Source organism: Citricoccus sp. (genome assembly GCF_035445025.1).
Classification (GTDB): Bacteria; Actinomycetota; Actinomycetes; order Actinomycetales; family Micrococcaceae; genus Citricoccus.
In genome coordinates this window covers 1-22,892 of record NZ_DAOMPX010000028.1, presented here as the reverse complement: position 1 = coordinate 22,892, position 22,892 = coordinate 1, and the positions used below count along the sequence as shown (strand labels likewise).

General features: G+C 71.9%; 20 protein-coding genes. 8 read left to right on the top strand and 12 right to left on the bottom strand.

Going from position 1 to position 22,892, the window contains the following annotated elements:
* Positions 1–4 precede the first annotated feature (4 nt).
* The 4 genes from PLJ28_RS10110 (at position 5) to PLJ28_RS10095 (ending at position 4,797) form a co-directional block, all read left to right on the top strand.
* Positions 5–607 carry a DUF3000 domain-containing protein gene (locus tag PLJ28_RS10110; RefSeq protein ID WP_183526406.1) on the top strand — a complete coding sequence of 201 codons (603 nt, stop codon included), beginning with the start codon at positions 5–7 and terminating at the stop codon, positions 605–607.
* Between the two features lies 1 nt (position 608).
* A complete protein-coding gene (locus tag PLJ28_RS10105; RefSeq protein WP_502877084.1) occupies positions 609–1,889 on the top strand; it encodes a ribonuclease D in 1,281 nt (426 codons plus the stop codon).
* A 123-nt stretch (positions 1,890–2,012) separates the two neighbouring features.
* On the top strand, positions 2,013–4,232 hold the full coding sequence (locus PLJ28_RS10100; protein WP_298044270.1) for a 3-hydroxyacyl-CoA dehydrogenase NAD-binding domain-containing protein: 2,220 nt from the start codon (positions 2,013–2,015) through the stop codon (positions 4,230–4,232).
* 25 nt (positions 4,233–4,257) lie between these two features.
* Positions 4,258–4,797 (top strand): QcrA and Rieske domain-containing protein, encoded by a 540-nt coding sequence (locus PLJ28_RS10095; RefSeq protein ID WP_255459441.1) that lies wholly within the window; start codon positions 4,258–4,260, stop codon positions 4,795–4,797.
* Between the two features lie 20 nt (positions 4,798–4,817).
* Here PLJ28_RS10095 and PLJ28_RS10090 read toward each other — a convergent pair whose 3' ends face one another.
* The 5 genes from PLJ28_RS10090 to PLJ28_RS10070 all read right to left on the bottom strand — a co-directional run bounded on the left by PLJ28_RS10090 (position 4,818) and on the right by PLJ28_RS10070 (position 10,017).
* Positions 4,818–5,108 (bottom strand): PLD nuclease N-terminal domain-containing protein, encoded by a 291-nt coding sequence (locus PLJ28_RS10090; RefSeq protein WP_298044271.1) that lies wholly within the window; start codon positions 5,106–5,108, stop codon positions 4,818–4,820.
* The gene (locus tag PLJ28_RS10085) at positions 5,108–6,082 is read right to left on the bottom strand and encodes an aldo/keto reductase (protein WP_298044272.1); all 975 of its coding nucleotides are present in this window, start codon (positions 6,080–6,082) and stop codon (positions 5,108–5,110) included. Before PLJ28_RS10085 ends, PLJ28_RS10090 begins: the two co-directional genes overlap by 1 nt.
* Before the next feature lie 82 nt (positions 6,083–6,164).
* Positions 6,165–6,662, bottom strand: coding sequence for a hypothetical protein (locus PLJ28_RS10080; protein WP_010143312.1), 498 nt, complete (start codon positions 6,660–6,662; stop codon positions 6,165–6,167).
* Positions 6,659–8,650, bottom strand: a complete 1,992-nt coding sequence (dxs, locus tag PLJ28_RS10075) for a 1-deoxy-D-xylulose-5-phosphate synthase (RefSeq protein ID WP_183526415.1) — start codon at positions 8,648–8,650, stop codon at positions 6,659–6,661. Before dxs ends, PLJ28_RS10080 begins: the two co-directional genes overlap by 4 nt.
* A gap of 149 nt (positions 8,651–8,799) precedes the next feature.
* Complete coding sequence (locus PLJ28_RS10070; protein ID WP_298044273.1) at positions 8,800–10,017, bottom strand: AI-2E family transporter; 1,218 nt, start codon at positions 10,015–10,017, stop codon at positions 8,800–8,802.
* 114 nt (positions 10,018–10,131) lie between these two features.
* On the opposite strand from PLJ28_RS10070, the gene cls reads away from it, so the two are divergent.
* Positions 10,132–11,610 carry a cardiolipin synthase gene (gene cls / locus PLJ28_RS10065; RefSeq protein WP_298044275.1) on the top strand — a complete coding sequence of 493 codons (1,479 nt, stop codon included), beginning with the start codon at positions 10,132–10,134 and terminating at the stop codon, positions 11,608–11,610.
* Between the two features lie 117 nt (positions 11,611–11,727).
* Here cls and acnA read toward each other — a convergent pair whose 3' ends face one another.
* From acnA to PLJ28_RS10050, 3 genes are all read right to left on the bottom strand, one after another.
* Positions 11,728–14,427 (bottom strand): aconitate hydratase AcnA, encoded by a 2,700-nt coding sequence (acnA, locus tag PLJ28_RS10060; RefSeq protein WP_010143314.1) that lies wholly within the window; start codon positions 14,425–14,427, stop codon positions 11,728–11,730.
* 280 nt (positions 14,428–14,707) lie between these two features.
* Positions 14,708–16,165 (bottom strand): class I SAM-dependent RNA methyltransferase, encoded by a 1,458-nt coding sequence (locus PLJ28_RS10055; RefSeq protein WP_298044276.1) that lies wholly within the window; start codon positions 16,163–16,165, stop codon positions 14,708–14,710.
* Between the two features lie 13 nt (positions 16,166–16,178).
* Positions 16,179–18,269, bottom strand: a complete 2,091-nt coding sequence (locus tag PLJ28_RS10050) for an APC family permease (RefSeq protein ID WP_183526425.1) — start codon at positions 18,267–18,269, stop codon at positions 16,179–16,181.
* 96 nt (positions 18,270–18,365) lie between these two features.
* Here PLJ28_RS10050 and PLJ28_RS10045 point away from each other — a divergent pair, with 96 nt between their 5' ends.
* Both PLJ28_RS10045 and PLJ28_RS10040 read left to right on the top strand, forming a co-directional pair.
* Positions 18,366–19,076, top strand: a complete 711-nt coding sequence (locus PLJ28_RS10045) for a potassium channel family protein (RefSeq protein WP_183528398.1) — start codon at positions 18,366–18,368, stop codon at positions 19,074–19,076.
* Positions 19,073–19,807 carry a potassium channel family protein gene (locus tag PLJ28_RS10040; protein WP_183526428.1) on the top strand — a complete coding sequence of 245 codons (735 nt, stop codon included), beginning with the start codon at positions 19,073–19,075 and terminating at the stop codon, positions 19,805–19,807. The genes PLJ28_RS10045 and PLJ28_RS10040 overlap by 4 nt, the downstream gene beginning before the upstream one ends.
* Here the strand turns inward: PLJ28_RS10040 and PLJ28_RS10035 are convergent.
* The 4 genes from PLJ28_RS10035 to dut form a co-directional block, all read right to left on the bottom strand.
* The gene (locus PLJ28_RS10035) at positions 19,783–20,532 is read right to left on the bottom strand and encodes a DUF3159 domain-containing protein (protein WP_183526431.1); all 750 of its coding nucleotides are present in this window, start codon (positions 20,530–20,532) and stop codon (positions 19,783–19,785) included. The genes PLJ28_RS10040 and PLJ28_RS10035 overlap by 25 nt on opposite strands.
* Entirely contained in the window at positions 20,525–20,839 is a 315-nt protein-coding gene (locus PLJ28_RS10030) for a hypothetical protein (RefSeq protein WP_183526434.1), read from the bottom strand. Before PLJ28_RS10030 ends, PLJ28_RS10035 begins: the two co-directional genes overlap by 8 nt.
* Positions 20,836–21,558: a DUF3710 domain-containing protein gene (locus PLJ28_RS10025; RefSeq protein WP_183526438.1), complete on the bottom strand. Its 723-nt coding sequence runs from the start codon at positions 21,556–21,558 to the stop codon at positions 20,836–20,838. The genes PLJ28_RS10030 and PLJ28_RS10025 overlap by 4 nt, the downstream gene beginning before the upstream one ends.
* A gap of 127 nt (positions 21,559–21,685) precedes the next feature.
* Positions 21,686–22,165 (bottom strand): dUTP diphosphatase, encoded by a 480-nt coding sequence (gene dut / locus PLJ28_RS10020; RefSeq protein ID WP_040385564.1) that lies wholly within the window; start codon positions 22,163–22,165, stop codon positions 21,686–21,688.
* A 65-nt stretch (positions 22,166–22,230) separates the two neighbouring features.
* On the opposite strand from dut, the gene PLJ28_RS10015 reads away from it, so the two are divergent.
* Positions 22,231–22,752: a DUF3093 domain-containing protein gene (locus tag PLJ28_RS10015; RefSeq protein WP_183526441.1), complete on the top strand. Its 522-nt coding sequence runs from the start codon at positions 22,231–22,233 to the stop codon at positions 22,750–22,752.
* The last annotated feature ends 140 nt before the right edge of the window (positions 22,753–22,892 follow it).

Below are 22,892 nucleotides of genomic sequence, written 5' to 3'. Positions count from 1 at the left end.
CACCGTGACTGCCCTAGGCCACCATCCCGCAGAGTCGCGGCGCCTTCCCACGGAGTTCCGCGAGGCGCTCGCGGGCCTGCGCCGCGCCCGGCACCGGCAGGAGGTCACCCTGGACGAGATCCCGGCCCCCGGCCGGCTGGCGCCGTATGCCGTGGCGCTGGCCGCCGAGGTCCACGAGCCCTCCGACCTGGGCCCGTCCGAACTGGCCACCGGACGGTTCATCCTGCTCCACGACCCGGCCGGTTCCGAGGTGTGGCAGGGCACGTTCCGGGTGGTGACCTACATCCGCGCCTCGCTCGAGCTGGACCTGGGCAGTGATCCGATGCTCGGCGCCGTGGCGTGGACCTGGCTCGTCGAGGCACTGGAGACCCACCACGCCCGCTACACCGAGGCCGGCGGCACGGCCACGCGCGTACTCTCGGAGAGCTTCGGCGGACTGGCCACGCGGCCGGACACCACCGACATCGAGCTGCGCGCATCATGGACCCCCGAGGGTCCGGACACCACCGAACACCTGGAGGCCTGGGCTGACATGGTCTGCGCCTTCGCCGGCCTGCCCCCGGTCCCGGACGGGGTCACGCCCCTGCCGCGCATCAGGAGGAACTGACATCACCGCAGAGACCAGCCGCATCCCGGAGACGACCGAGCCCGAGGCACAGACCGAGGCTGCGGCCGCGGTCCCCCGGCTCATCACGGAGCCGGCGGGAGGAATCCCCTTCGTCACCGAGACCGTGCAGGAACTCGAGCGGTGCGCCCGCCTGCTGGCGGCCGGCACGGGTCCGGTGGCCGTCGACGCCGAGCGGGCCTCCGGGTTCCGCTACGGCCAACGCGCCTTCCTCGTCCAGATCAAGCGCGAGGGTGCCGGCATCTGGCTCATCGACCCGGAGGCGTTCGACGACCTCGCGGTCATCCAGGAGTCCCTGGCCGGGGTGGAGTGGATCCTGCACGCCGCCACCCAGGACCTGCCCTGCCTCTCGGAACTGGGGATGTGGCCCGACCGGCTGTTCGACACAGAACTGGCGGGCCGGATCCTCGGGCTGCCCCGGGTTGGGCTGGCCTCCGTGCTGGAGCAACTGCTCGGTGTCACGCTGGCCAAGGAACACTCCGCCGCCGACTGGTCCAAGCGGCCACTGCCCGAGGACTGGCTGCGGTATGCGGCGCTCGACGTCGAGCTGCTCGTGGAACTGCGCGCCGCCATGGTGGGCATGCTCGAGGCCTCCGGCAAGCTCGGCTGGGCCGAGGAAGAGTTCGAGGCCATCCGCACCACTCCCCTGCCAGGGCCCCGCACGGACCCGTGGCGCCGGACCTCCGGGATGCACAAGCTGCGCCGGCCCCAGCAACTGGCGGTGGTCCGGGAACTCTGGGAGGCCCGGGAGGCACTGGCCCGGAACCGGGACACCGCCCCGGGACGGCTGATCCCCGACTCGGCGATCGTCTCCGCGGCCGCGGCCCAGCCCTCCACGGTCCCCGCGCTGCTGAAGACCCCGGGCTTCCACGGACGGGCCGCCGCCAAGGAGGCGCCGCGCTGGCTCCGGGCCATCCAGGCCGGGCAGGCGGCGGCACGGACCCCCGACCGGCTGCCGGCACTGCACGTGCCCAACGAGGGCCCGCCCCCGCCGCGCGTGTGGAGGGACCGCAACCCGCTGGCCGACCGCAGACTCAAGACGGCCAAGGAGTGGGTGGGCAACAAGGCCGAGGAACTGAACCTGCCCACCGAGAACCTGCTGACCCCGGACACGTTGCGCCGGGTGTGCTGGCCCCCGCCCGAGGCGATCGACCTGGACTCGGTCTCGGCCGCGCTGACGGATCTCGGCGCCCGCCGGTGGCAGGTGCAGATCACGGCGCCGATCATCACCGTCGCACTGCTGGATCCCGATCCGGCCGGGTGACCGCTGCGGCAAGCGAACGGCGGCCGTGGCCGCCCACCGCCGACGCACCCTTGCCCCTGTAGTTACCGATCGGTAACCTGAGCGGTGCCCACACCGTCCACACGTCCCGATCCCAGGAGCAGCATGCCCGCCTCGCCCGCCCCGTCGTCCGAGACCACCGCACCCGACCGCTTCGAGGCCTTCCGGGACCTCGCGGCCCGCTTCCCGGACGAGGTCGTCACCCGGGCAGAGGTCAGGGACCTCGTGCTCCCGGACGGGGCCGGGACCCTGGCCCTGATCACGCTCGACAACCATGCCGGCCCGCGGCGTCCCACCACCCTGGGCCCGAACACCCTGATCGGCCTCGGTGAGGTGCTCACCGGCCAGGCCGCGCGGGCCCGCGCCGGGGAGATCGCCGCACTCGCGGTCACCGGCAAGCCCGGGTTCCTCGTGGCCGGTGCGGACCTCGGCTCCATCACGGAACTCACCGAACCCACCGACGGTGCACTGCTGGCCCGGCTGGGCCACGAGGTCTATGACCTGCTCACCGAGTTCCCCGTACCCTCCTTCGCGTTCATCAACGGCCTCGCACTGGGTGGCGGGTTGGAGCTGGCGCTGGCCGCGCAGTACCGCACGGTGTCCTCCGCCGCGACGGGACTGGGACTGCCCGAGGCGTTCATCGGCCTGGTCCCCGGCTGGGGCGGGGTGTGGAAGACCCCACGGATCACCGGCCCGAGGGACGCGGTGACGCTGATGCTCGCCAACCCGCTGCACAACAACCGCTCCATCGACGGGCGCACCGCGTACTCGATCGGCCTGGCGGACGCCCTGTTCGACCCCTCCGAGGACCCCACGGACCCCACCGGGTTCTTGGACGCCTCGCTGGCGTGGGCCGCCGGCGTCGTGACCGGGGACGCGGACACCCTCGCGGCCCTGGAGTCCCAGCGGGACCGGGACCGCTCGGATGCCGCCTGGGACGAGGCCATCGCCGAGGGCCGCCGGATCGTCGCCGCGAGGACCGGCGGCCACGTCCCGGCACCGGCCGCGGTCCTGGAGCTCTTCGAGGCCGGCCGGCACCGCAGCCGGGCCGAGTCCGCCGCCGCCGAGTGCGAGGCGCTGGCGCGCCTGACCCAGACCCCGGAGTTCCACCGCACCGTCTACGCGTTCCTGGACGTGGTGCAGAAGCGCTCCAAGCGCCCCGCCGGGGCCCCCGATGTCTCCCTCGCCCGGCCGGTGCGCAAGGTCGGCGTGGTCGGCGCCGGTCTGATGGCCGGCCAGCTGGCCCTGCTGTTCGCCCAGCGCCTGGGCGTGCCGGTGGTGATGACGGACATCGACCAGGCCCGCGTGGACCGCGGCCTGGCGCACGTCCGGTCCCAGGTGCAGAGGCTGGTCTCCCGCGGCAGGCTCTCGGCCGGGTCCGGGACCGAGCTGGCCGGGCTCATCACCGGTTCCGTGTCCAAGGACGTCTACGCGGACGCCGACTTCGTGATCGAGGCGGTCTTCGAGGAGATGGGCGTCAAGAAGCAGGTCCTTGCCGAGCTCGAGGCCATCGTCTCGGCCGACTGCATCCTCGCCACCAACACCTCCTCGCTCTCCGTGACCGGGATGGCCGCGGACCTGGACCACCCGGAACGGCTCGTCGGGTTCCACTTCTTCAACCCGGTGGCCGCCATGCCGCTGCTGGAGATCGTCCGCGGCCCGGCCACCACGGACGGGGTCCTGGCCACCGCGTTCGGCACGGCCCGGACGCTGGGCAAGACCGCCGTGCTCGTCCAGGACGCCCCGGCCTTCGTGGTGAACCGCGTCCTGCTGCGCATGATGGGCGAGGTGCAGGCCTCGTTCGACGAGGGCACCCCGGCGGGCACGGCGGACCACGCCCTCGACTCCCTCGCGCTGCCGATGACGCCCTTCACGTTGCTGGCCATGGTGGGCATCCCGGTCGCCCAGCACGTCACCGAGTCCCTCAACGCCGCCTTCGGGGACGCGCGTTTCCCCGTCTCGGCCAACCTGCAGCGCCTCATCGACGCGGGCAAGACCGCCCTCTGGGCCAAGGACCTCACGGGAGACCGGATCGAGGCCGAGTCCGGTGGCGCCTCGGGTGAGACGATCCCGGCCGGCACGGCGGCGCTGCTGAATCAGGGCGACTCCCCCCAGACCGGCGAGGAACTGCTCGTGCGCGTCCAGGACGCCCTGGCCGAGGAGATCGGCCTGATGCTCGCCGACGGGGTGGTGGCTGATGCCCGGGACATCGACCTGTGCATGATCCTGGGCGCCGGCTGGCCGATGCACCTGGGCGGGATCACCCCCTACCTGGACGACGTGGGCGCCTCACAGCGCGTGAATGGCGCCAGGTTCCACGGCTGAGCCGGCGCGGGCTGATAATGGGGGGATGACGACTACCGCCCAGCCAGGCCCCGGTTCCCCCTCCCCCCGTTCCTCCGGAACGGCTCCCGTCCCCGACGCCGGCCCGGGCACCGGGTGCGGGTGCGGCACCTCCCGCAGGACCTTCCTGGAACGCGGCGCGGTGCTCGGCGCGGCGGGGCTGGCCACGGCGGGGCTGGCCGGGTGCACGGACCAGATCCGCAACCGGGCCGATGCGCCCTCCCACCACGTGGGCGGCACCCCGACCCAGACGCTGCCCGCGGACCAGCTGCCCGTGGGGACGTCCGCCTCGGTCGAGGTGGAGGGACGCACCCTGTTGCTGCGACGTGAGGCGGAGGACGTCGTCCACGCCTTCTCAGCGGTCTGCACGCACCAGGGCTGCACGGTCGCCCCGGCCACGGAGTCCGGTCAGGACGTCTTCGCCTGCCCGTGCCACGGCTCCCACTTCGCCGTGGACACCGGGGTGCCCTTCGGCGGGCCGGCACAGAAGCCGCTGACCGAGTTCACCGCCACCGTGGACGGCGACTGGGTGATGGTGACGCTCTAGATCAGTCCCGTCCCGCGCGGCTACCGCCCGGCTCCTGGCCGGCGCGGGGGGTTGACGATCACCTCGCGGCGGTTCGGGTCCCAGTGCGGTTGCTCCGCCTTGCGCTGGGGGTAGTAGGAGAAACGCCACCAGAGCCAGACCGCCGGGCCAATGACCGGCAGCAGGAACATCGCGAAGGCCCACGGGAGCCGCCGGGCCGGGTCCAGGGGTGATCGCGACAGGGACACCAGGGCGGTGACGAGCACCGCCACCACGGCGATGGCCACGATCCACATCAGGACCTCGAACGCGGTCAGGGAGAGGGAGTCCACTAGAACAGCGCGACCTTCGGCACCGCCGGGAAGATCTCGTCCAGTTCGGCCCGTTCCCGGTGCGTCGGCACCCAGCGCACCGCCTCGGCGTTCTGGCGCACCTGTTCCGGACGGGTGGCGCCGGCGATCACCGAGGCGACCGGTTCCTGCGCGGCCAGCCAGGAGAAGGCCAGGTGCACCTCGTGCAGCCCACGCTCCCGCGCGAAGTCCCCGAAGCGCCGCAATTGCTCCAGGTCCGCGTCCCGGACCATGTGCGTGCGGGTGTGGGACAGCCGCGAGCCCTCCGGGGCCGACCCGGCCGAGTACTTGCCGGTCAGCATGCCATTGGCCAGCGGGAAGTACGGCAGCACGCCCAGACCGTAGGCACGGGCCGCCGGCATCACCTCGAGCTCCGCCCGGCGGTCCAGCAGGTTGTAGTGGTTCTGGGCGGAGATGAACCGTTCGGTGCCCAGCTGCCGGGCCACGAACTCCGCCTCGGCGATCTGCCAGCCGGCCCGGTTCGAGTGCCCGACGTACCGCACCTTGCCGGAACGGACCAGGTCGTCCAGGGCGGACAGCGTCTCCTCGATGGGCGTGGCATCATCCGGGGTGTGGAACTGGTACAGGTCGATCCAGTCCGTGCCGAGGCGTCGCAGGGACGCCTCCACCGCCCGCACGATGTAGCGCCGGGAGCCCCGCGCCCCGAGGTCGGGTCCGTTGGCCCCGCCGGCGTCCATGCCGAACTTCGTGGCCAGCACCACGTCCTCGCGGCGCGCGCCGAGGGCGGCGCCGAGCCGTTCCTCGCTCAGGCCGGCGGTGGCACCGTAGGTGTCCGCCACGTCGAACAGGGTCACCCCGGCGTCCAGGGCGGCGTGCACGACGGCGTCGGTACCCTCCTGCTCCAGCGTGGCGGTGCCGGGACGGCCGAGGTTGTTGCAGCCGAGGCCGACGACGGAGACGGTCAGCCCGGAACGTCCGAGGCGGCGGTACTGCATGGGTGGGAGGGTCCTTCCGGAGAGGGCGGAATCGGGCGGTGCGGTTCGGACGGTCCAGGCCGGGAGGTTCAGGCCGGGCGGTTCAGGCGGAGGTCGTCACGCGCGAGGCCTGGACGCCCGCGAGCTTCGCCGCGGCCGGGATCTCGGCGGCGGCCTTGCGCCGGTGCGGGGTGGTCACCTCGAAGACGACCTGCCCCGACTCGAGCCGCTCGCCGACGACCTCGCCCAGTCCGCGCCAGGCCAGCTGGTTCGTGATCTCGCCGCGGAGCCGCACCACCAGGCCGCGCTCGACCTGCGTCGGCTCGAAGCCCTTGAGCCGGTAGGCGACCTGAAGCCGGTCCATCTCCTCGGCGGGCACCTCGGCGAAGCCGTCCTCGGCGCACTGCGCCGCGAAACTGGCGAGCAGCTCCTCACCGGCCACGTCGTCCGCGACCTTCTCGGCCGACGTCGTGCCGGTGGTGCCCACCCGGCCGTGGTGGACCACCACCTCACCGCTGCCGGGCGCGAACCAGGCCTCGCGGTAGTCCAGCCGGGGCTGGCCGTCGGACTCGCTGCGCCGGTAGGTGCGGACGATGCTCAAGACTGCTCCTTCGTCGTCGGGATCGGGCCGGTGTCCTGGCCGGTGAGCGGCCGGGCGAACGGCACCTTGGTGCCGAGGACCTGGGCCACGGTGTCGTGGGCGACCTGGCGGGCCGTCAGGCCCGTGCGCTCGAGCACCTGCTCGCGGCTGCCGTGGGCCAGGAACTCCACGGGCAGGCCGACCTCGTTCAGGGCGGTGTCCACGCCGCGGGCGCGCATCTCCTGCCGGATGCGGGAGCCGACGCCGCCGGCCCGCACCCCGTCCTCGAGGCAGACGACGATCCGGTGGTCCGCGGCCATCTCGATGACCGAGCGGCGCACGGGCAGGACCCACCGCGGGTCGATGACGGTGGCGGAGATGCCCTGGTCGGCCAGCCGTGCGGCCACGTCCAGGCCCAGTTCGGCCAGGGCGCCGACGGCGATGATCAACACGTCGCGCTCGGCACCGGGCTCCGCGGAGGCCGCGCCGAGGCGCAGCAGCACGTCCACGCCGTCGTCCAGGCGTTCCAGGGCGGCGATCTCCGGGCCGACCGAGCCCTTCGAGAACCGCACCACGGTCGGGGCGTCCTCCACGGCCACGGCCTCGCGCAGTTCCTCGCGCAGCCGTTCGGCGTCCCGGGGCGCGGCGATCCGCAGCGAGGGCACGGACTGCAGCAGCGCCAGGTCCCACATGCCGTGGTGGCTGGGTCCGTCCGGTCCGGTGACCCCGGCGCGGTCCAGGACGAACGTCACGCCGGCGCGGTGCAGGCCGACGTCCATCAGGACCTGGTCGTAGGCGCGGTTGAGGAACGTGGCGTAGACGGCGACCACAGGGTGCAGCCCGCCGAACGCCATGCCGGCCGCCGAGGTGACCGCGTGCTGTTCGGCGATGCCGACGTCGTAGACGCGCTGGGGGTGCTTCTCGGCCATCGCGCCCAGGCCGACGGGGATCTTCATGGCGGCGGTGATGGCCACGATGTCCGGGCGCTCGTCGGCGATCGCCACGATCTCGTCGCCGAAGACCGAGGTCCAGGACGGTCCGGAGCTCGAGGCCACCGGTTCGCCGGTCTCCGGGTCGATCCTGCCGATCGCGTGGAACTGGTCGTCCACGTGCGCGACCGCCGGGGCGTAACCGTGGCCCTTCTCCGTCATGGCGTGGACGATGACCGGGCCCGCGTAGTTCCGGGCGTCGGTCAGGGCCTCCTCGAGCTGATCCTGGTCGTGCCCGTTGATGGGGCCGATGTACTTCATCCCGAGGTCCTCGAACAGGCCCTGCGGGGCCCACCAGTCCTTGATGCCCTTCTTCGTGGCGTGCAGGGAGCGGTAGACGAAGCGCCCGGCGGCACCGGAGGTCTGCAGCCGGCCCTTCCAGAAGTCCAGGGTGTCCTCGTAGGTGCGGTGGGTGCGCAGCTTGTCCAGGAACGCCCGGCGCAGGGCCGAGAGCTGGTTCGCCAGGCCGCCGACGGTCGGGGCGTAGGACCGGCCGTTGTCATTGACGACGATCACGACGCGGCGGTCGCGGTCCGCGGCGATGTTGTTGATGGCCTCCCACGCCATGCCCCCGGTCAGCGCTCCGTCGCCGATCACGGCGACCACGTACCGGTCGCCCTCGCCGCGCAGTGCCCAGGCGCGGGAGATGCCGTCCGCCCAGGACAGGGAGGACGATGCGTGGGAGGACTCCACGACGTCGTGCACCGACTCACCCCGGTCGCCGTATCCGGACAGCCCGCCCTGCTGGCGCAGCGTGGAGAAGTCCTGCCGCCCGGTGACGAGCTTGTGCACGTACGACTGGTGCCCGGTGTCGAAGATCACCGCGTCCCGCGGGGAGTCGAACATCCGGTGGATCGCGAGGGTCAGCTCGACCACGCCCAGGTTGGGACCGAGGTGACCGCCGGTGCGGGAGACGTTGGCGATCAGGAACGTCCGGACCTCCTCCGCCAGCCTCCGGACCTGGCTGGGCGTGAGCCGGCTGAGGTCCTGGGGTGAACGGATCGTTTCGAGAAGGCCCACGGGCTGGCGGTCCTTTCGGCCGGGGACGGGATGACGCGGAGGGACCCCTCCCACGAGGCCGGGGAGCCGGGGAAGGCCCGGGACCCAGCGCCCCAGGGAAAGTACGCCTCAGCTGCTTCCCTCATCGTACTATGCGCACGCGGGCCCGATCAGGCGGTCGGCGCGGACGGTGTCGGGCCCCGCCGGGGACTGGTGCCGCGACGGGCCGTTCCGGTGCGACGGGCTGTTCCGGTACGTCGGGCCTCGGCCCGCCTCGACGTGCGGGCCGTCCTCGCCGCGGCCTCCTCGGACCTCAGGATCTCCCGCGTCTCCGCCGTGGGGCCGATGACCGGGCGCAGCCAGTGGGCCTCCGGGTTGGCGTCCACCAGCAGTGCCTTGACCAGCAGGGTGAGCGGGATCGCGAGGATCGCGCCGACCGGACCGGTCAGCGCGGCCCAGAGCAGCACCGAGAAGAAGGTGACGGTCTGGCTCAGGGAGACGGCCTGCCCGACCACCCGGGGCTGGACGATCGACTGCACCACCCCGTTGATGACGCCGTAGACCACGACGACCCAGACCACGGTCGGCCAGCCGCCGACGAGGAAGCCGAAGACGATCGGCGGGATGATCGCGAAGAAGTAGCCGATGTTCGGGATGAAGCTGCACAGGAAGGCCAGGAGCCCCCAGAGCAGGGCGGCGGGCACCCCCATGATGTACAGCGCGGTCGCGTTGAGCGCACCCTGCGCCACGCCGAGCACCGTGGTCACCACCATGTAGCGCCGCACGTTCGTGGCGTAGTCGCGCAGCGCCCGGACCAGGTCCGGCCGTCGCTCACTGAGCTGGCGCAGGATCGTCCGGGCGTAGGCGGCATCGGCCGCCATCAGGATCATCATGGTGAGCACGATGACGAGCGCGCCCGTGATGCTCGCGACGCTTCCGAGGGCGCCGGTGATGGCCGCGGCGATGCTGCCCGGGTCCAGGCCGCCGACGAACGACTGGATCTGGGCCTGCCCGATGCCGAGCCTGGTCAGTGCGGCGGCGATCTGGGCACCGATCTCCTGGAACTGTGAGGCGTACGTCGGCAGCATCGCCACGAACTGCGCGAAGGCGATGATCAGCGTGTACGTGAACACGGCCAGCAGCGCGAACACGACGAGGATGACCGAACCGGTGGCCAGCCCCGACGGCACCCCGAGCCTCTCGAGGCGGCCGCGCACGGGGCTCGCGCAGATCACGAGCACGAGGGTGAGCAGCACGGGGGCCAGGATGTCCCGGATGCCGTGGATCCCCGCGCCCACGACGACGGCGGCAGCTGCGCCGAGGAGGATGATCGTCCCCCGGGGGTAGCGGCCGGTGCGGCCGTCGAGGCGCGGACCGGTGCTGCTCATCGCGACCTCGTCTCGTGCTCGAGTGGTATCGCCAGAGTAGGTACGGCGCCGCGCGCGGTCATCATCCTGATCGGGTGATGTAGCGCCTCGGCGTCCCCCGCTATCGTCGGCGGAATGGAGCCGCAGCAGGGGACGGTGCTCATCGCAGTGGTCCTCGTCGCGGTCGACCTGGCCATCCGCATCGCCGCGCTCATTGTCATCCCGCGCGACCGCAAGCCGACGGCGGCGATGGCGTGGCTGCTGGCGATCCTCCTGGTCCCCTACCTCGGCATCCTGTTCTTCCTGCTGATCGGCAGCCCGAAGCTGCCGCGGAAGCGGCGCGCGAGGCAGGCCGAGGTCAACCGGATGATCGCCGCCGGGGTGCGGGACGTGCACCTGGTGCCCGAGGCGGTCAGGGCCCGCCGGCCGGCGTGGTTCGACGGGGTGGTGGAGCTCAACCGGGCACTCGGCGCCGTGCCGGCCGTGGGCGGCAGCCGGGCGGAGCTCGTCGGCGACTACGCCGGTTCGCTGGTCGGCATGACGGCCGACATCGACAGCGCCACCAGCTTCGTGCACGTCGAGTTCTACATCGTCTCGTACGACGTGGCGACGAGGGACTTCTTCCGGGCGATGGAGGACGCCGTCGCCCGCGGTGTGGTGGTGCGCCTGCTCCTGGACCACGTCGCCTCGGTCCGCGCCCCCGGGCACCGCGAGACCGTCGCGGAGCTCGACCGGATCGGGGTGCAGTGGTCGTTCATGCTGCCCGTGCGGCCGCTGAGGGGACAATGGCAGCGCCCCGACCTGCGCAATCACCGCAAGCTCGTCGTGGTCGACGGCCGGATCGGCTGGATGGGCTCGCAGAACCTGGTCGACCGCAGCTACAACCTGGCGAAGAACCTGCGGCGCGGGCTGCAGTGGCAGGACCTGATGACCAGGACCACCGGCCCGGTGGTCAGTGGCCTCAACGCGGTCTTCCTGACCGACTGGTACTGCGAGACCGACGAGGTCCTGGACGGCGAGCACGTCGCCGCCCCCGCCGTCGGGTTCGACGACTCGCCGGCGGCGCTGGAATGCCAGGTGGTGCCGAGCGGGCCCGGCTTCGAGTACGAGAACAACCTGCACCTCTTCCTCGCGCTGCTCTACTCGGCCCGCCACCGGGTCATCATCACCAGCCCCTACTTCGTGCCCGACGAGGCGATGATGTACGCCATCACGTCCGCCTGCCACCGCGGTCTCGAGGTGCACCTGTTCGTCTCGGAATGGGGTGACCAGGGGCCGGTCTTCCATGCCCAGCGCTCCTACTACGGCGCGCTGCTGCGGGCCGGGGTCCGCATCTTCCGGTACCCCGCGCCGTTCATCCTGCACGCCAAGCACCTCTCGATCGACGACGACACCGCCGTCATCGGCTCCAGCAACATGGACATCCGGTCCTTCGCCCTGGACCTCGAGGTGTCGCTGCTCGTGCGCGGGGCCGGCTTCGTCGAGCAGATGCGCGGCGTCGAGGACGGCTACCGCGAGATCAGCCGGGAGCTCACCCTGGCCGAGTGGGAGAGGGAACCGCTGCGCTCCACCGTCCTGGACGGGCTCGCACGGCTCACCTCCGCCCTCCAGTGACGGTCCCGCGTCCGCCCGGGACGTGTCCGGACGACGAAGGACCGGGACCCGCTGGGGGTCCCGGTCCTCTCGCTCTCGGCGGGCCGGCGTCGGGGCCGGCCTCACCTCAGGGCGATGTCACTTGCCGGCGATCTGGCGCAGCACGTACTGCAGGATGCCGCCGTTGCGGAAGTAGTCCGCCTCACCGGGGGTGTCGATGCGCACGGTGGCGTCGAACTCGGTGACCTTGCCGTCCTCGGCCGTCGCGGTGACCTTGACGGTCTTCGGGGTGGTGCCCTCGTTCAGGGCCGTGATCCCGGTGATCGAGAAGGTCTCGGTGCCGACGAGCCCGAGGGTGTCCGCGTTCTGGCCCTCGGGGAACTGCAGCGGCAGCACGCCCATGCCGATGAGGTTCGAGCGGTGGATGCGCTCGAAGGACTCGGTGATGACGGCCTTGACGCCCAGCAGCGCCGTGCCCTTGGCGGCCCAGTCACGCGAGGAGCCGGAACCGTACTCCTTGCCGGCCAGCACCACCAGCGGGGTGCCGGCGGCCTGGTAGTTCTGGGCGGCGTCGTAGACGTAGGCCTGCGGGGCGCCGTCCTGGGTGAAGTCGCGGGTGAAGCCGCCTTCCACCCCGTCCAGCAGCTGGTTCTTGATGCGGATGTTCGCGAAGGTGCCGCGGATCATCACCTCGTGGTTGCCACGACGGGAACCGTAGGAGTTGAAGTCCTTGCGCTCCACGCCGTTGGCCAGCAGGTACTGGCCCGCCGGGGTGTCCGACTTGAAGGAACCGGCCGGGGAGATGTGGTCGGTGGTCACCGAGTCGCCCAGCTTGAGCAGCACGCGGGCGCCCTCGATGTCCGAGACCGGCTCCGGGCTGGCCTTCATGCCCTCGAAGTACGGGGGCTTGCGGACGTAGGTGGAGTTCGGGTCCCAGGCGAAGGTGTCGCCCTCGGGGGTCTCCAGGGCCTGCCAGCGCTCGTCACCGTCGAAGATGGTCCCATACTGGTGGGTGAACATCTCGGTGTCGATCGAGGCGTCGATGATCTGCTGGACCTCGGTCGGGTCCGGCCAGATGTCCTTGAGGTAGACGTCGTTGCCCTCGGAGTCCTGGCCCAGCGGGTCGTTCTCGAAGTCGAAGTCCATGGTGCCGGCCAGGGCGTAGGCGACCACCAGCGGCGGGGAGGCCAGGTAGTTCATCTTCACGTCCGGGTTGATGCGGCCCTCGAAGTTCCGGTTGCCCGAGAGCACCGAGGTCACGGACAGGTCCTGGTCCTGGATGGCCTGCGAGATCTCCGGCTCCAGCGGGCCGGAGTTGCCGATGCAGGTGGTGCAGCCGTAGCCGACGATGTGGAAGCCCAGGGCCTCCAGCGACGGGATCAGGCCGGACTTCTCGTAGTAGTCGGTGACCACGCGCGAGCCCGGGGCGACGGAGGTCTTGACCCACGGCTTGGAGGTCAGGCCCTTCTCGACGGCGTTGCGCGCCAGCACGGCGGCGGCCATCATCACCGAGGGGTTCGAGGTGTTGGTGCAGGAGGTGATCGAGGCGATCGACACCGCGCCGTGGTCCAGCTCGAACTGGCGGCCGTCCTGCATGGAGACCGGCACGGTCTTGGACGGACGGCCCGCACCGGCCTCGTCCTCCGAGGCGTAGTTGTGGATGTCCTTGCGGAACTGGTCCTTGGCGTCGGTCAGCTCGATGCGGTCCTGCGGACGCTTCGGGCCGGAGATCGACGGCACCACGGTGCCCAGGTCCAGTTCGAGGTACTCGGAGTACTGGACCTCCTTGGACGGATCGTGCCAGAGGCCCTGTTCCTTGGTGTAGGCCTCGACCAGGGCGATGTTCTCCTCGGAGCGGCCGGTCAGGCGCAGGTAGTCCAGGGTGACCTGGTCGATCGGGAACATGGCGGCGGTGGAGCCGAACTCCGGGGACATGTTGCCGATGGTGGCGCGGTTGGCCAGCGGCACGGAGCCGACGCCCTCGCCGTAGAACTCGACGAACTTGCCGACCACGCCGTGCTGGCGCAGCATCTCGGTGATGGTGAGGACCACGTCGGTGGCGGTGGCTCCGGCGGGGATGGAACCGGTCAGCTTGAAGCCCACGACGCGCGGGATCAGCATGGACACCGGCTGGCCGAGCATGGCGGCCTCGGCCTCGATGCCGCCCACGCCCCAGCCCAGCACGCCCAGGCCGTTGACCATGGTGGTGTGGGAGTCGGTGCCGACGCAGGAGTCCGGGTAGGCACGCAGCACGCCGTCGACCTCGCGGGTCATCACGGTGCGGGAGAGGTTCTCGATGTTGACCTGGTGGACGATGCCCATGCCCGGGGGGACGACCTTGAAGTCGTCGAACGCGGTCTGGCCCCAGCGCAGGAACTGGTAGCGCTCACCGTTGCGCTGGTACTCGATCTCCATGTTCCGCTCGACGGCGTGGTCGTTGCCGAAGGAGTCGATCTGCACGGAGTGGTCGATGACGAGCTCGGCCGGGGCGAGCGGGTTCACGCGCGTCGGGTCGCCGCCGAGGTCCTTGATGGCCTCGCGCATGGTCGCCAGGTCCACCACGCAGGGGACGCCGGTGAAGTCCTGCATGATGACACGGGCCGGGGTGAACTGGATCTCGGTGTCCGGCTGGGCGTTCGGATCCCATGAGGCCAGGGCCTTGACCGACTCGGCGGTGACGTTGGCACCGTCCTCGGTGCGGAGCAGGTTCTCCAGCAGGACCTTCAGGGAGTAGGGCAGCTTCTCGGCACCCTCCACCTTGTTGAGCCGGAAAATCTCGTACTCGGCTCCATTGACGTCCAGGACGCCCTTGGAGCCGAAGCTGTCAACAGTAGTCACGGAGGACTCCTCTTCCCGCCCTGCGTCAGGGCGATTGGCCGGTCTTGAGTGCCATTGCCGCGCCTACCGGCTCTCCCGGCACCGCGTACGGGCGATGCCGGACCGGTGGCGACGGCCAGGTGCCCGTCCTGGGCCGGCGGTCTGTCGACACCGTCACAGGGGGCTCGCCGACCATCCTATCCCGAAGGGCGGCCCGTCATCCGTCCATTCACCGGCGGTGACACGGCTTTCTTGACGGCCCGTCAGGGATTCCTGACACGGTGGACGGACGCCGCGGGCGTCAGTGGCGGACCAGCAGCGCGACCGATTCCATGTGGTGCGTGTCCGGGTAGAGGTCGTAGACGTCCGCGGCCTCCACGGACCAGCCGGCCTGGTTCAGCAGGCCCAGGTCACGGGCGAACGAGGCCGGGTCGCAGGACACGTACACGATGCGCTTGGGGTCCAGCCGGTGGATGCGTTCCACGGCGGTCTTGCCGGCTCCGGCGCGGGGCGGGTCGAGCACCACGGTGTCCACGTGCCGGGAGCCCAGGCCGCACTCGTTCACCGGCGCCGCCGGATCCCTCAGCCAACCACCCAGGATCCGGTCGGTCAGGCCGTTGAGCACGGCGGCCTGTTCGACCCCGTGCAGGTTCCGCCGGGCGTCGCGGCTGGCTCCCGGGGAGGCCTCCACGGACAGCACCAGTCCCTGCGTCCCGACGGCGTCGGCCAGGTACGCGGTGAACAGACCGGCCCCGGCGTACAGGTCAGCGATGACCTGTCCGGGCTGCGGGTCGGCCGCCTCGAGGACGGCGTCCACCAGCATCTGGGGAGCCGCCCGGTGGACCTGCCAGAAGCCGTCCCCGGTGATCCGGTAGGTCTTCCTCCCGCCGATCCGGGACTCCACCACCTCCTGCGTCCAGGTGCGCCCCCGCAACCGGTGCAGCGTGGGCCGGTCCCCGGGCCGCTCCGGCGGGCCCATCAGGACCACGGAGGTCCCCTCGGGCAGCCGTGCCGTCTGGCGGTGCATCCGGCCGCCGAGCTGGGCGATGTCCGCTCCCTCAACCGGTGTCAGCACCACGAGCGAGGGCTGGCCGTCCGCGGGGGTGGCGACCTCCACGCGTTCGATGCCCGTGAGGTCCAGTTCCCACAGCTTCAGGGCGTCCAGTCCCGGCACGCCCAGCGGCATGTTCCGCACCGGGACCAGGACGGTGGAGCGGTGGGCGTGCATGGCGAGCCGGCCGGTGGGGGTCACGGCGAAGGAATTGCGGGTGCGCCAGTGCAGTCCCGAGGGGTCGTCCCCCGGGGCACCGGTGACGTGGACGTCGAGCTGGATGCCCGCGATCCTGGCCACCGTGTCCCGGAAGACCTGTGCCTTGAGCCGGCGCTGGTGCGGAAGCACGATGTGCCCGAATTCGGCCCCGCCCACCGGCAGTCGCCCGGCGGCATGGGCCCGCAGCGAGTCCGCGAGCTTCCACTGGTGGGTGCGGCGGAACTCGGAGCCCTGCAGGACCTCGACGGCGTCTGCACGCCAGAACCGGGCGCCCTCCCCCGCCTCGGTGACGAGGGCCCGGACCACCTCTCCGGGAATCGCGTGGCGGACGAAGACCACCCGGCCGTCGTACCGGGCCACGCAATGGCCGCCGTGCGCCATGGGGCCGGCCTCGAGTTCGAGCAGCTGGGGCACGTCATAGGCTCCGGAATCGTCGTCCACGGGCCGTAGGGCTCCGTCGAACCTGCTGGTGTCCCGGGTACTGGTCATCCTCGACGTCCTCTCAGCGGTCGTGGGCACCCGCGTCGAGGGGGCCGGTCTCGCCGACCCTCGACGCACTGTCCTTCACCGAAGACTCTACTGGGCCGGGTCCAGTCCCCGGCGGGATCGCCTCGGATTCAGGTAGCGGTCGCGTATCCGCACCCGGCCCCTGCCTGCGGGAAAGCTGCCACGGGACGGATGCGACCATCACCCCGGGCTCCCGGTGCAACCGCTCCTTGATGCGCTGTGTGGTGCGGTTGTGCAGCAGGGACTGCCAGCCGCGGGCCACGACGTACTCGGGGATGTAGACCACCACCAGGTCCCTCGGGGAACTGCGGCGCAGCGTGCGGAGGTGGCGGATCAGCGGCTCGGCCATCTCCCGGTACGGGGAGGCCAGCACGGTGACCGGGACGGGCAGCTGCAACCGGTCCCATTCGGCCAGCAGCCTCCGGGTGGCGGCCTTGTCCAGGTCCACCACCACGGCCTCGAGGCTGGACGGCCGCGACGCGCGGGCGTAGGCCAGGGCGCGCAGCGTGGGGCGCTGCACGCTCATCACCAGCACCAGGGCGTGCACGCGGGAGGGCAGCGCGCGGGCGTCCTCCGCGGGCGTGAGGTCCAGTTCCGCGGCGACGGCGTCGTAGTGGGCCCGGATGCGGGCCATCACGGAGACCATGACGGCGATGGCCAGCAGGGCCACCCAGGCACCGTAGGTGAACCGGGTGACCAGGACCACCACGGCGACCAGTGCCGTCACGGCGAGACCGACCAGGTTCACCGCCCGCCGGAGCCGGACCGTCTGGCGCGGCCGGCCGCCCGGGGTGTGGGCGAGCTGGCGGGTCCAGTGCCGCACCATCCCCAGCTGGCTGACGGTGAAGGACAGGAAGACGCCGATCACGTACAGCTGGACCAGCAGGGCCGTCTGGGCCCGGAAGGCCACCACCAGGACCAGCGCGGCCAGGGTGAGCAGGACGATCCCGTTGGTGTAGCCGAGCCGGTCCCCGCGGGTGAGCAGCTGACGGGGCAGGTAGGCGTCCCGGGCGAGCCGGGAGGTCAGCTCCGGGAAGGACTTGAACGCCGAGTGCCCGGCGAGCAGCAGCAGCACGGCGACCAGCAGCACCAGGGCACCGGACAGGAGCCCGCCCTGCCCGAACACCGCGTTGGCGAGCTGGGCGAGCACCGGGTTCTGGACGTAGTCTGCCGGGACCTCTCCCCCGCCGGCGGTGCGCAGGGTGGCGGGATCCAGGACGAAGACCACGTCCGTGCGGTCGGCCAGGTACATCACCCCGAGGGTGGAGGCGCCGGCGAGCAGGCCCATGGCCAGCATGACGAACCGCGCGGTCCGGATCCGCGGCTGTGCCATGGCGTCCACGTTGGCGGCCGGGACCTCCACGCCCGTGGCGAGCGCTGAACCGGACGAGAAGGCGCGCACCGCCAGCACCGCCACGGCCAGTCCGCCCAGCCCCTGGGCGAACGCCGGGTCCGGGACGGGTTCCACGTCCGCGGACCGGGCCGCGCCGAGGGTGCCGGTGAGGTCCTGGACGAGCCCGCTCACCAGCATCCCGAACAGCAGGGTCAGGAACAGGTAGACCAGCACGGCGGGGAGCAGCCGGCCCCGGCCGGCTCCGCGGATGTTGGCCAGGGCCAGGACCACGACGCCGACCACGGCCACCCACAGCTCGGCTCCGGTCAGCACCGGGAACACGGCCGCCAGGTAGTGCGCCATGGCCGCCACCGAGACGGCCACCGTGAACACCAGGTCCATCATCATGGCCGCCCCGACCGTGACCCCGGCCCAGGGGCCGAGGTTGGCGCGGGTGATGGCGTAGTCCCCGCCCCGCGGATAGGCGCTGATGGACACACGGTAGGACAGCACGATCAGCAGCATCACGGCCACCACCACCAGGCCGATGTCCGGGCCCATGGCCAGGGCCGCCGTGCCGCCCAGGGCGAGGGTCAGCAGGATCTCGTCCGGGGCGTAGGCCACGGAGGACAGGGCGTTGGCGGAGAACACCGGCAGCGCCACGGCACGCCCCAGGGGCCGGCTGCGCTGCCGCTCGGTGTCGTAGGGCCTGCCGACCAGCAGTCGGCGGACCGGCTCGAGGATCCTGGGCACGGCTCAACCGTACATCCGGTCACCCCGGGGTGAGGCCGCGTGGCACACTGGACTCGCCGTCGCTCGGGCGGCGTCCTGACGCAGGAGGGAGGCCGGATGGCCCACTACGTGATCATGGGGTGTGGCCGCGTGGGGTCCTCCCTGGCCCTGACCCTGGAGCGGGCGGGCCACTCGGTGGCCGTCGTGGACCAGGACGAGCACGCCTTCCGTCGTCTCGGGCGTCACTTCGGCGGACAGCGGGTGACCGGCGTCGGCTTCGACCGGGACGCCCTGACCCGGGCCCGGGTCCAGGACGCCTACGCCTTCGCGGCCGTGTCCTCGGGGGACAACTCGAACATCATCGCCGCCCGGGTGGCCCGGGAGACCTTCGGCGTGGAGCACGTGGTCGCCCGGATCTACGATCCCGGCCGGGCCGAGATCTACCAGCGACTGGGCATCCCCACCGTGGCCGCCGTGCGCTGGTCCACCGACCAGGTGCTGCGGCGCATCCTGCCGGACACCGACCTGGCCGGTGACTTCCGCGATTCCTCCGGGCGCATCGTCATGGCCGAGGTCCATGTCTCCCCGGCCTGGATCGGCCGGCCCCTGACGGAGCTGGAGTCGAGGGCGCGGGTGCGGATCGCCTTCGTCACGCGATTCGGGGAGGGCATCGTCCCGGGGCCCGAGACCCTCTACCAGCAGGGCGACATCCTGCACGCCGTGATGGACGTCGCGGGACAGGACGAGGCCGAACGGGTCCTGGCCGCGGGGCCGGGCCTCGAGGCCGGTCCGGACGTCCAGGACGACCAGGACGGGGAGCGGTCATGAAGGTGGTGATCGCCGGTGCCGGCGCCGTCGGGTCGTCCATCGGCCGCGAGCTGCTGGCGAACGGGCACGAGGTGCTCCTGGTGGACCAGAAGCCGGAGGTGGTGACCCGCTCGGGCCTGCGCGGGGTGAAGTGGCTGATGGGTGACGCCTGCGAACTGGCCGTGCTGAAGGAGGCCCACCTGGAGACGGCGGACGTCCTGGTGGCCGCCACCGGTGACGACAAGTCGAACCTCGTGGTGTCCCTGCTGGCCAAGTCGGAGTTCGGCGTCGGCCGGACCGTGGCACGGGTGAACAATCCCAAGAACGACTGGCTCTTCGACGAGTCCTGGGGCGTCGACGTCGCGGTGTCCACGCCCCGCATCATGACCGCGCTGGTCGAGGAGGCCGTGGAGACCGGGGACCTGGTGCGGTTGCTGACCCTGCGCTCGGGCCGTACCACGCTGGTGGAGTTCACCGTCCCGGCCGGTCACTGGATGCAGGGGCGCCGGCTGGGTTCGGTCTCCTGGCCCGCGGACGTCTCCGTGGTGACGATCATCCGGGACACCCGGCCCATCACCCCGAGCGACGACGACGTGCTGGAGGTGGCCGACGAGCTGTTCTTCCTCGCCACCGAGGAGTCGGAGGCCCGGCTGCGGGACCTGCTGGTCCCCGAACAGGAGCGCCAGGCGCGGGCCGCCCGACGTCCCCGCCGCGGGGCCGCCCGCGATCAGGCCGGCGCCGAGGGTCCCTGACCCGGGTGCTCCAGCCGGTCCTCGTCGGCCGGTGAGCGGCCGGCCGGGGCGGAGACCAGCCAGCCCAGCCACAGTGCGAGCGCATACAGGGGCAGGCCCATCACCAGCCGGGCCGTGCCGAGCGCCGTCAGCAGCTCGGCCGCGTACAGGGGCACCTGAACGAGCAGTCGCAGGGCCAGGGCCGTGACCAGGAACCAGGTCGCCAGGGCGTAGCGCCGTCGGCGTCGTGGGTCCTTCTGCCAGGCCACGCCCTCGCCGCGGATGATGCCGAAGACCAGTCCGAGCAGCGGCCAGCGCACCAGTACGGACACCGTCAGCACCAGGATGTAGACCGCATTGGTGAGGAAGCCCCAGAGGTAGTAGTCCCGGGCCTCCCCGGTGTTCAGGGCCACCACCACGCACAGGGCGACGGCCGCGAGGCCGGCCAGTGCCTGCACCGGGCTCTGGCGCTGGGCGAGCCGGACGACGCTGAAGACCGCGGCGACGGCCACGGCGGCGATGCCGGCACCCCAGAGGTGCTGGGTGGTGATGAAGGCCACCAGGAACACCGCCGAGGGGACCACGGACTCGAGCAGCCCCCTCCATCCGCCGATGGTCGCCAGGACGTCCAGGGATCCGTCCTCGGTGGTCGCGGCCATCGAGCCGACCCGGCGCAGCGCCGCGTCCACCGGGTCCGCCGGGCGGCCGTCCTCCTCAGGGGTGTCCGGGTGTCGGGGATCAGTCATGGTGCGCACCTGCCAGCAGTTCGTAGCGCGGGTTGAAGACGGTGGGCACGCCGTCATGGTCTGCCCGGAAGCCCTCGACGTGCAGCCACCGGCCGGGTTCGATCCCGGGGACGGACCGCTGCCCGATCCAGACGAGCCGGATCCGTTCACCGGTCCCGGACACCTGTCCGGGGCCGGCGGGCTGGGTCACGAGGTCGGCGGCGAAACGGGCCGGGGCGCCGCGGCCGGGACGCCGGACGTTGTCGACCATGCCGTCCCGGCGCACCACGGTGCCATGGGACGGCCCGGCTCCGGTGCCACCGATCAACGGACCTCCGTGATCTCCGGGCCGCGTTCCGGCGGCCGCTGGGCCGGAGCCGGCTGGCCCCCGGGGTCCGGCTGGGCGCGGCGGACCGGCCGGAGGTTCTCCGGCGGCGTCAGGGGCAGCAGTTCCCGCGGCGGGTGCGGATCGTCCCCCCGCTGCACCACGAGCCGGGAGAACACCTCGTCGATGGGGCCGGCCGAGTCCTCCTTGAAGGCGGCCTCTCCGCCGATCACGCCGCGCAGGAACCAGCGGGGACCGTCCACGCCGACGAACCGGGCGACGCGCCATCCCGGACTGCCGTCGGGCATCGCCGCGGGGATCCGGGCCAGCACCTCGGTGCCGAACGGTCCCTGCCGCTCCCCCACCTGGGAGTTCTCCGTGGCCGTGACCGACTGGACGATCTCGGCCCGGATCTCGTCCCAGATCCCGCCGGAGCGTGGCGCCGCGAAGGCCTGGGCCTGCAGGGAGGACTGGCCGAGGGTGAGGGTGGCGCCGATGATCCGCCTCGTGGACTCCTCGACGTCCAGGCGGACCTTCAGGTCCTTCACGACGGGCACGCGCAGCGACCCGAGGTCGATGTACCCGTCCAGCGCGGGCCGTTCGGAGACGTCGAAGGGACCGCTCGGGGAGGAATCGCCCGGCTCCCGGCCCCGGTCGTCCTGGAGTCCCTCCGGAAGGGTCACCGTCTCGATCTTGACGTTCCGGTTCCGGCCGAAGATCATCGCCCTGCCTGCCTCTCTTCCGTCACGCGTCTCTCATGGCCCGGCGCCCAGCGGGCAACCCCGTGGACGCGGCCTGTCCAGCTTAGGTCAGTCGCGGTGGACCGGCGAACGGTCCTGACCGGCGGTCTCAGAAGCCGCCGGTGGACCCGAACCCGGCCGCGCCCCGGTGGGAGGCGGGAAGTTCATCGACCGCCACGAACTGAGCCTGGGCCACGCGCTGGATGACCAGCTGCGCGATCCGGTCTCCACGGCGCAACCGGATCGTCTCCGCACGGTCCGTGTTCAGCAGGGGCACCTTGATCTCGCCGCGATAGCCCGCGTCGATGGTCCCCGGGGAGTTGACCAGGCTGAGGCCGTGGCGGGCCGCGAGCCCGGACCGCGGATGGACCAGGCCCACGAAGCCCTCCGGCAGCGCCAGCGCGACCCCGGTCGGCACGAGGGCGCGGGCGCCCGGGGCCAGCTCCACGTCCTGCGTGGTGCGCAGGTCCGCCCCGGCGTCCCCGGGCATCGCGTAGGAGGGGGGCTCGATGCCGTCGTCGAGCATCGTCAGGGCCACCACCGGACGGTCGAGGGCAGGCGGGTGCGTGGTCTCGGCTGGCTGATTCACGGGCGCCACTGTACCCGACCGGGGAATTTACGGTTCCGCGCCCCAAACGTGGGATTCTTGGAGGCATGCACGAATCCTCCTCCGCATCCCCGGCCGACTCCGGCGCGCGCCCCGCCGACTCCTCCGTTCTCTACGAGGAGCGACTGCGCCCGTCCGTGTGGATCTGGCTCATCGCGGTGATGATCTCCGCGCTGTCGATCCTGGTGTTCGTCCCGATCGGGCTGGAGATCGGCCTGGCGGCCGCCGTCGCCGTCTTCATCGTCATCGCCATCCTGCTGCGGGCGTCGACCCCGCGGATCGTGGTGACCGGCACGACCCTGCAGGTCGGCCGGGCGGGGATCGAGCGCGCCTACGTCGGTGAGGTCACCGGTTACCGCGGGGACGACGCGACCCACCAGCGAGGTCCGGCCCTGCACGGACTGGCGTTCATGTGCATCCGCGGCTGGATCGACCCCGTCGTGCGCATCCAGATCACGGACGAGAGGGACCGGACCCCCTACTGGCTGACGAGCACCCGGAACCCGGAGCGCCTCGTGGCCGTCCTCGGCGGGACCATGGCGCGGGACGCGGACGACGCCGCGCGCTGACGACCGGTGCCCGCGGACAACTCAGGCCGGCCAGGAGGACCTGGCCGGCCTGTCGCGTGCCTCGGGGCTGCCGCGGAATGCCGCTGCGGGGTGAGCGGGGCCGCTCAGCCCTCGCAGTCGGTGCAGTAGAGCATGCCGTT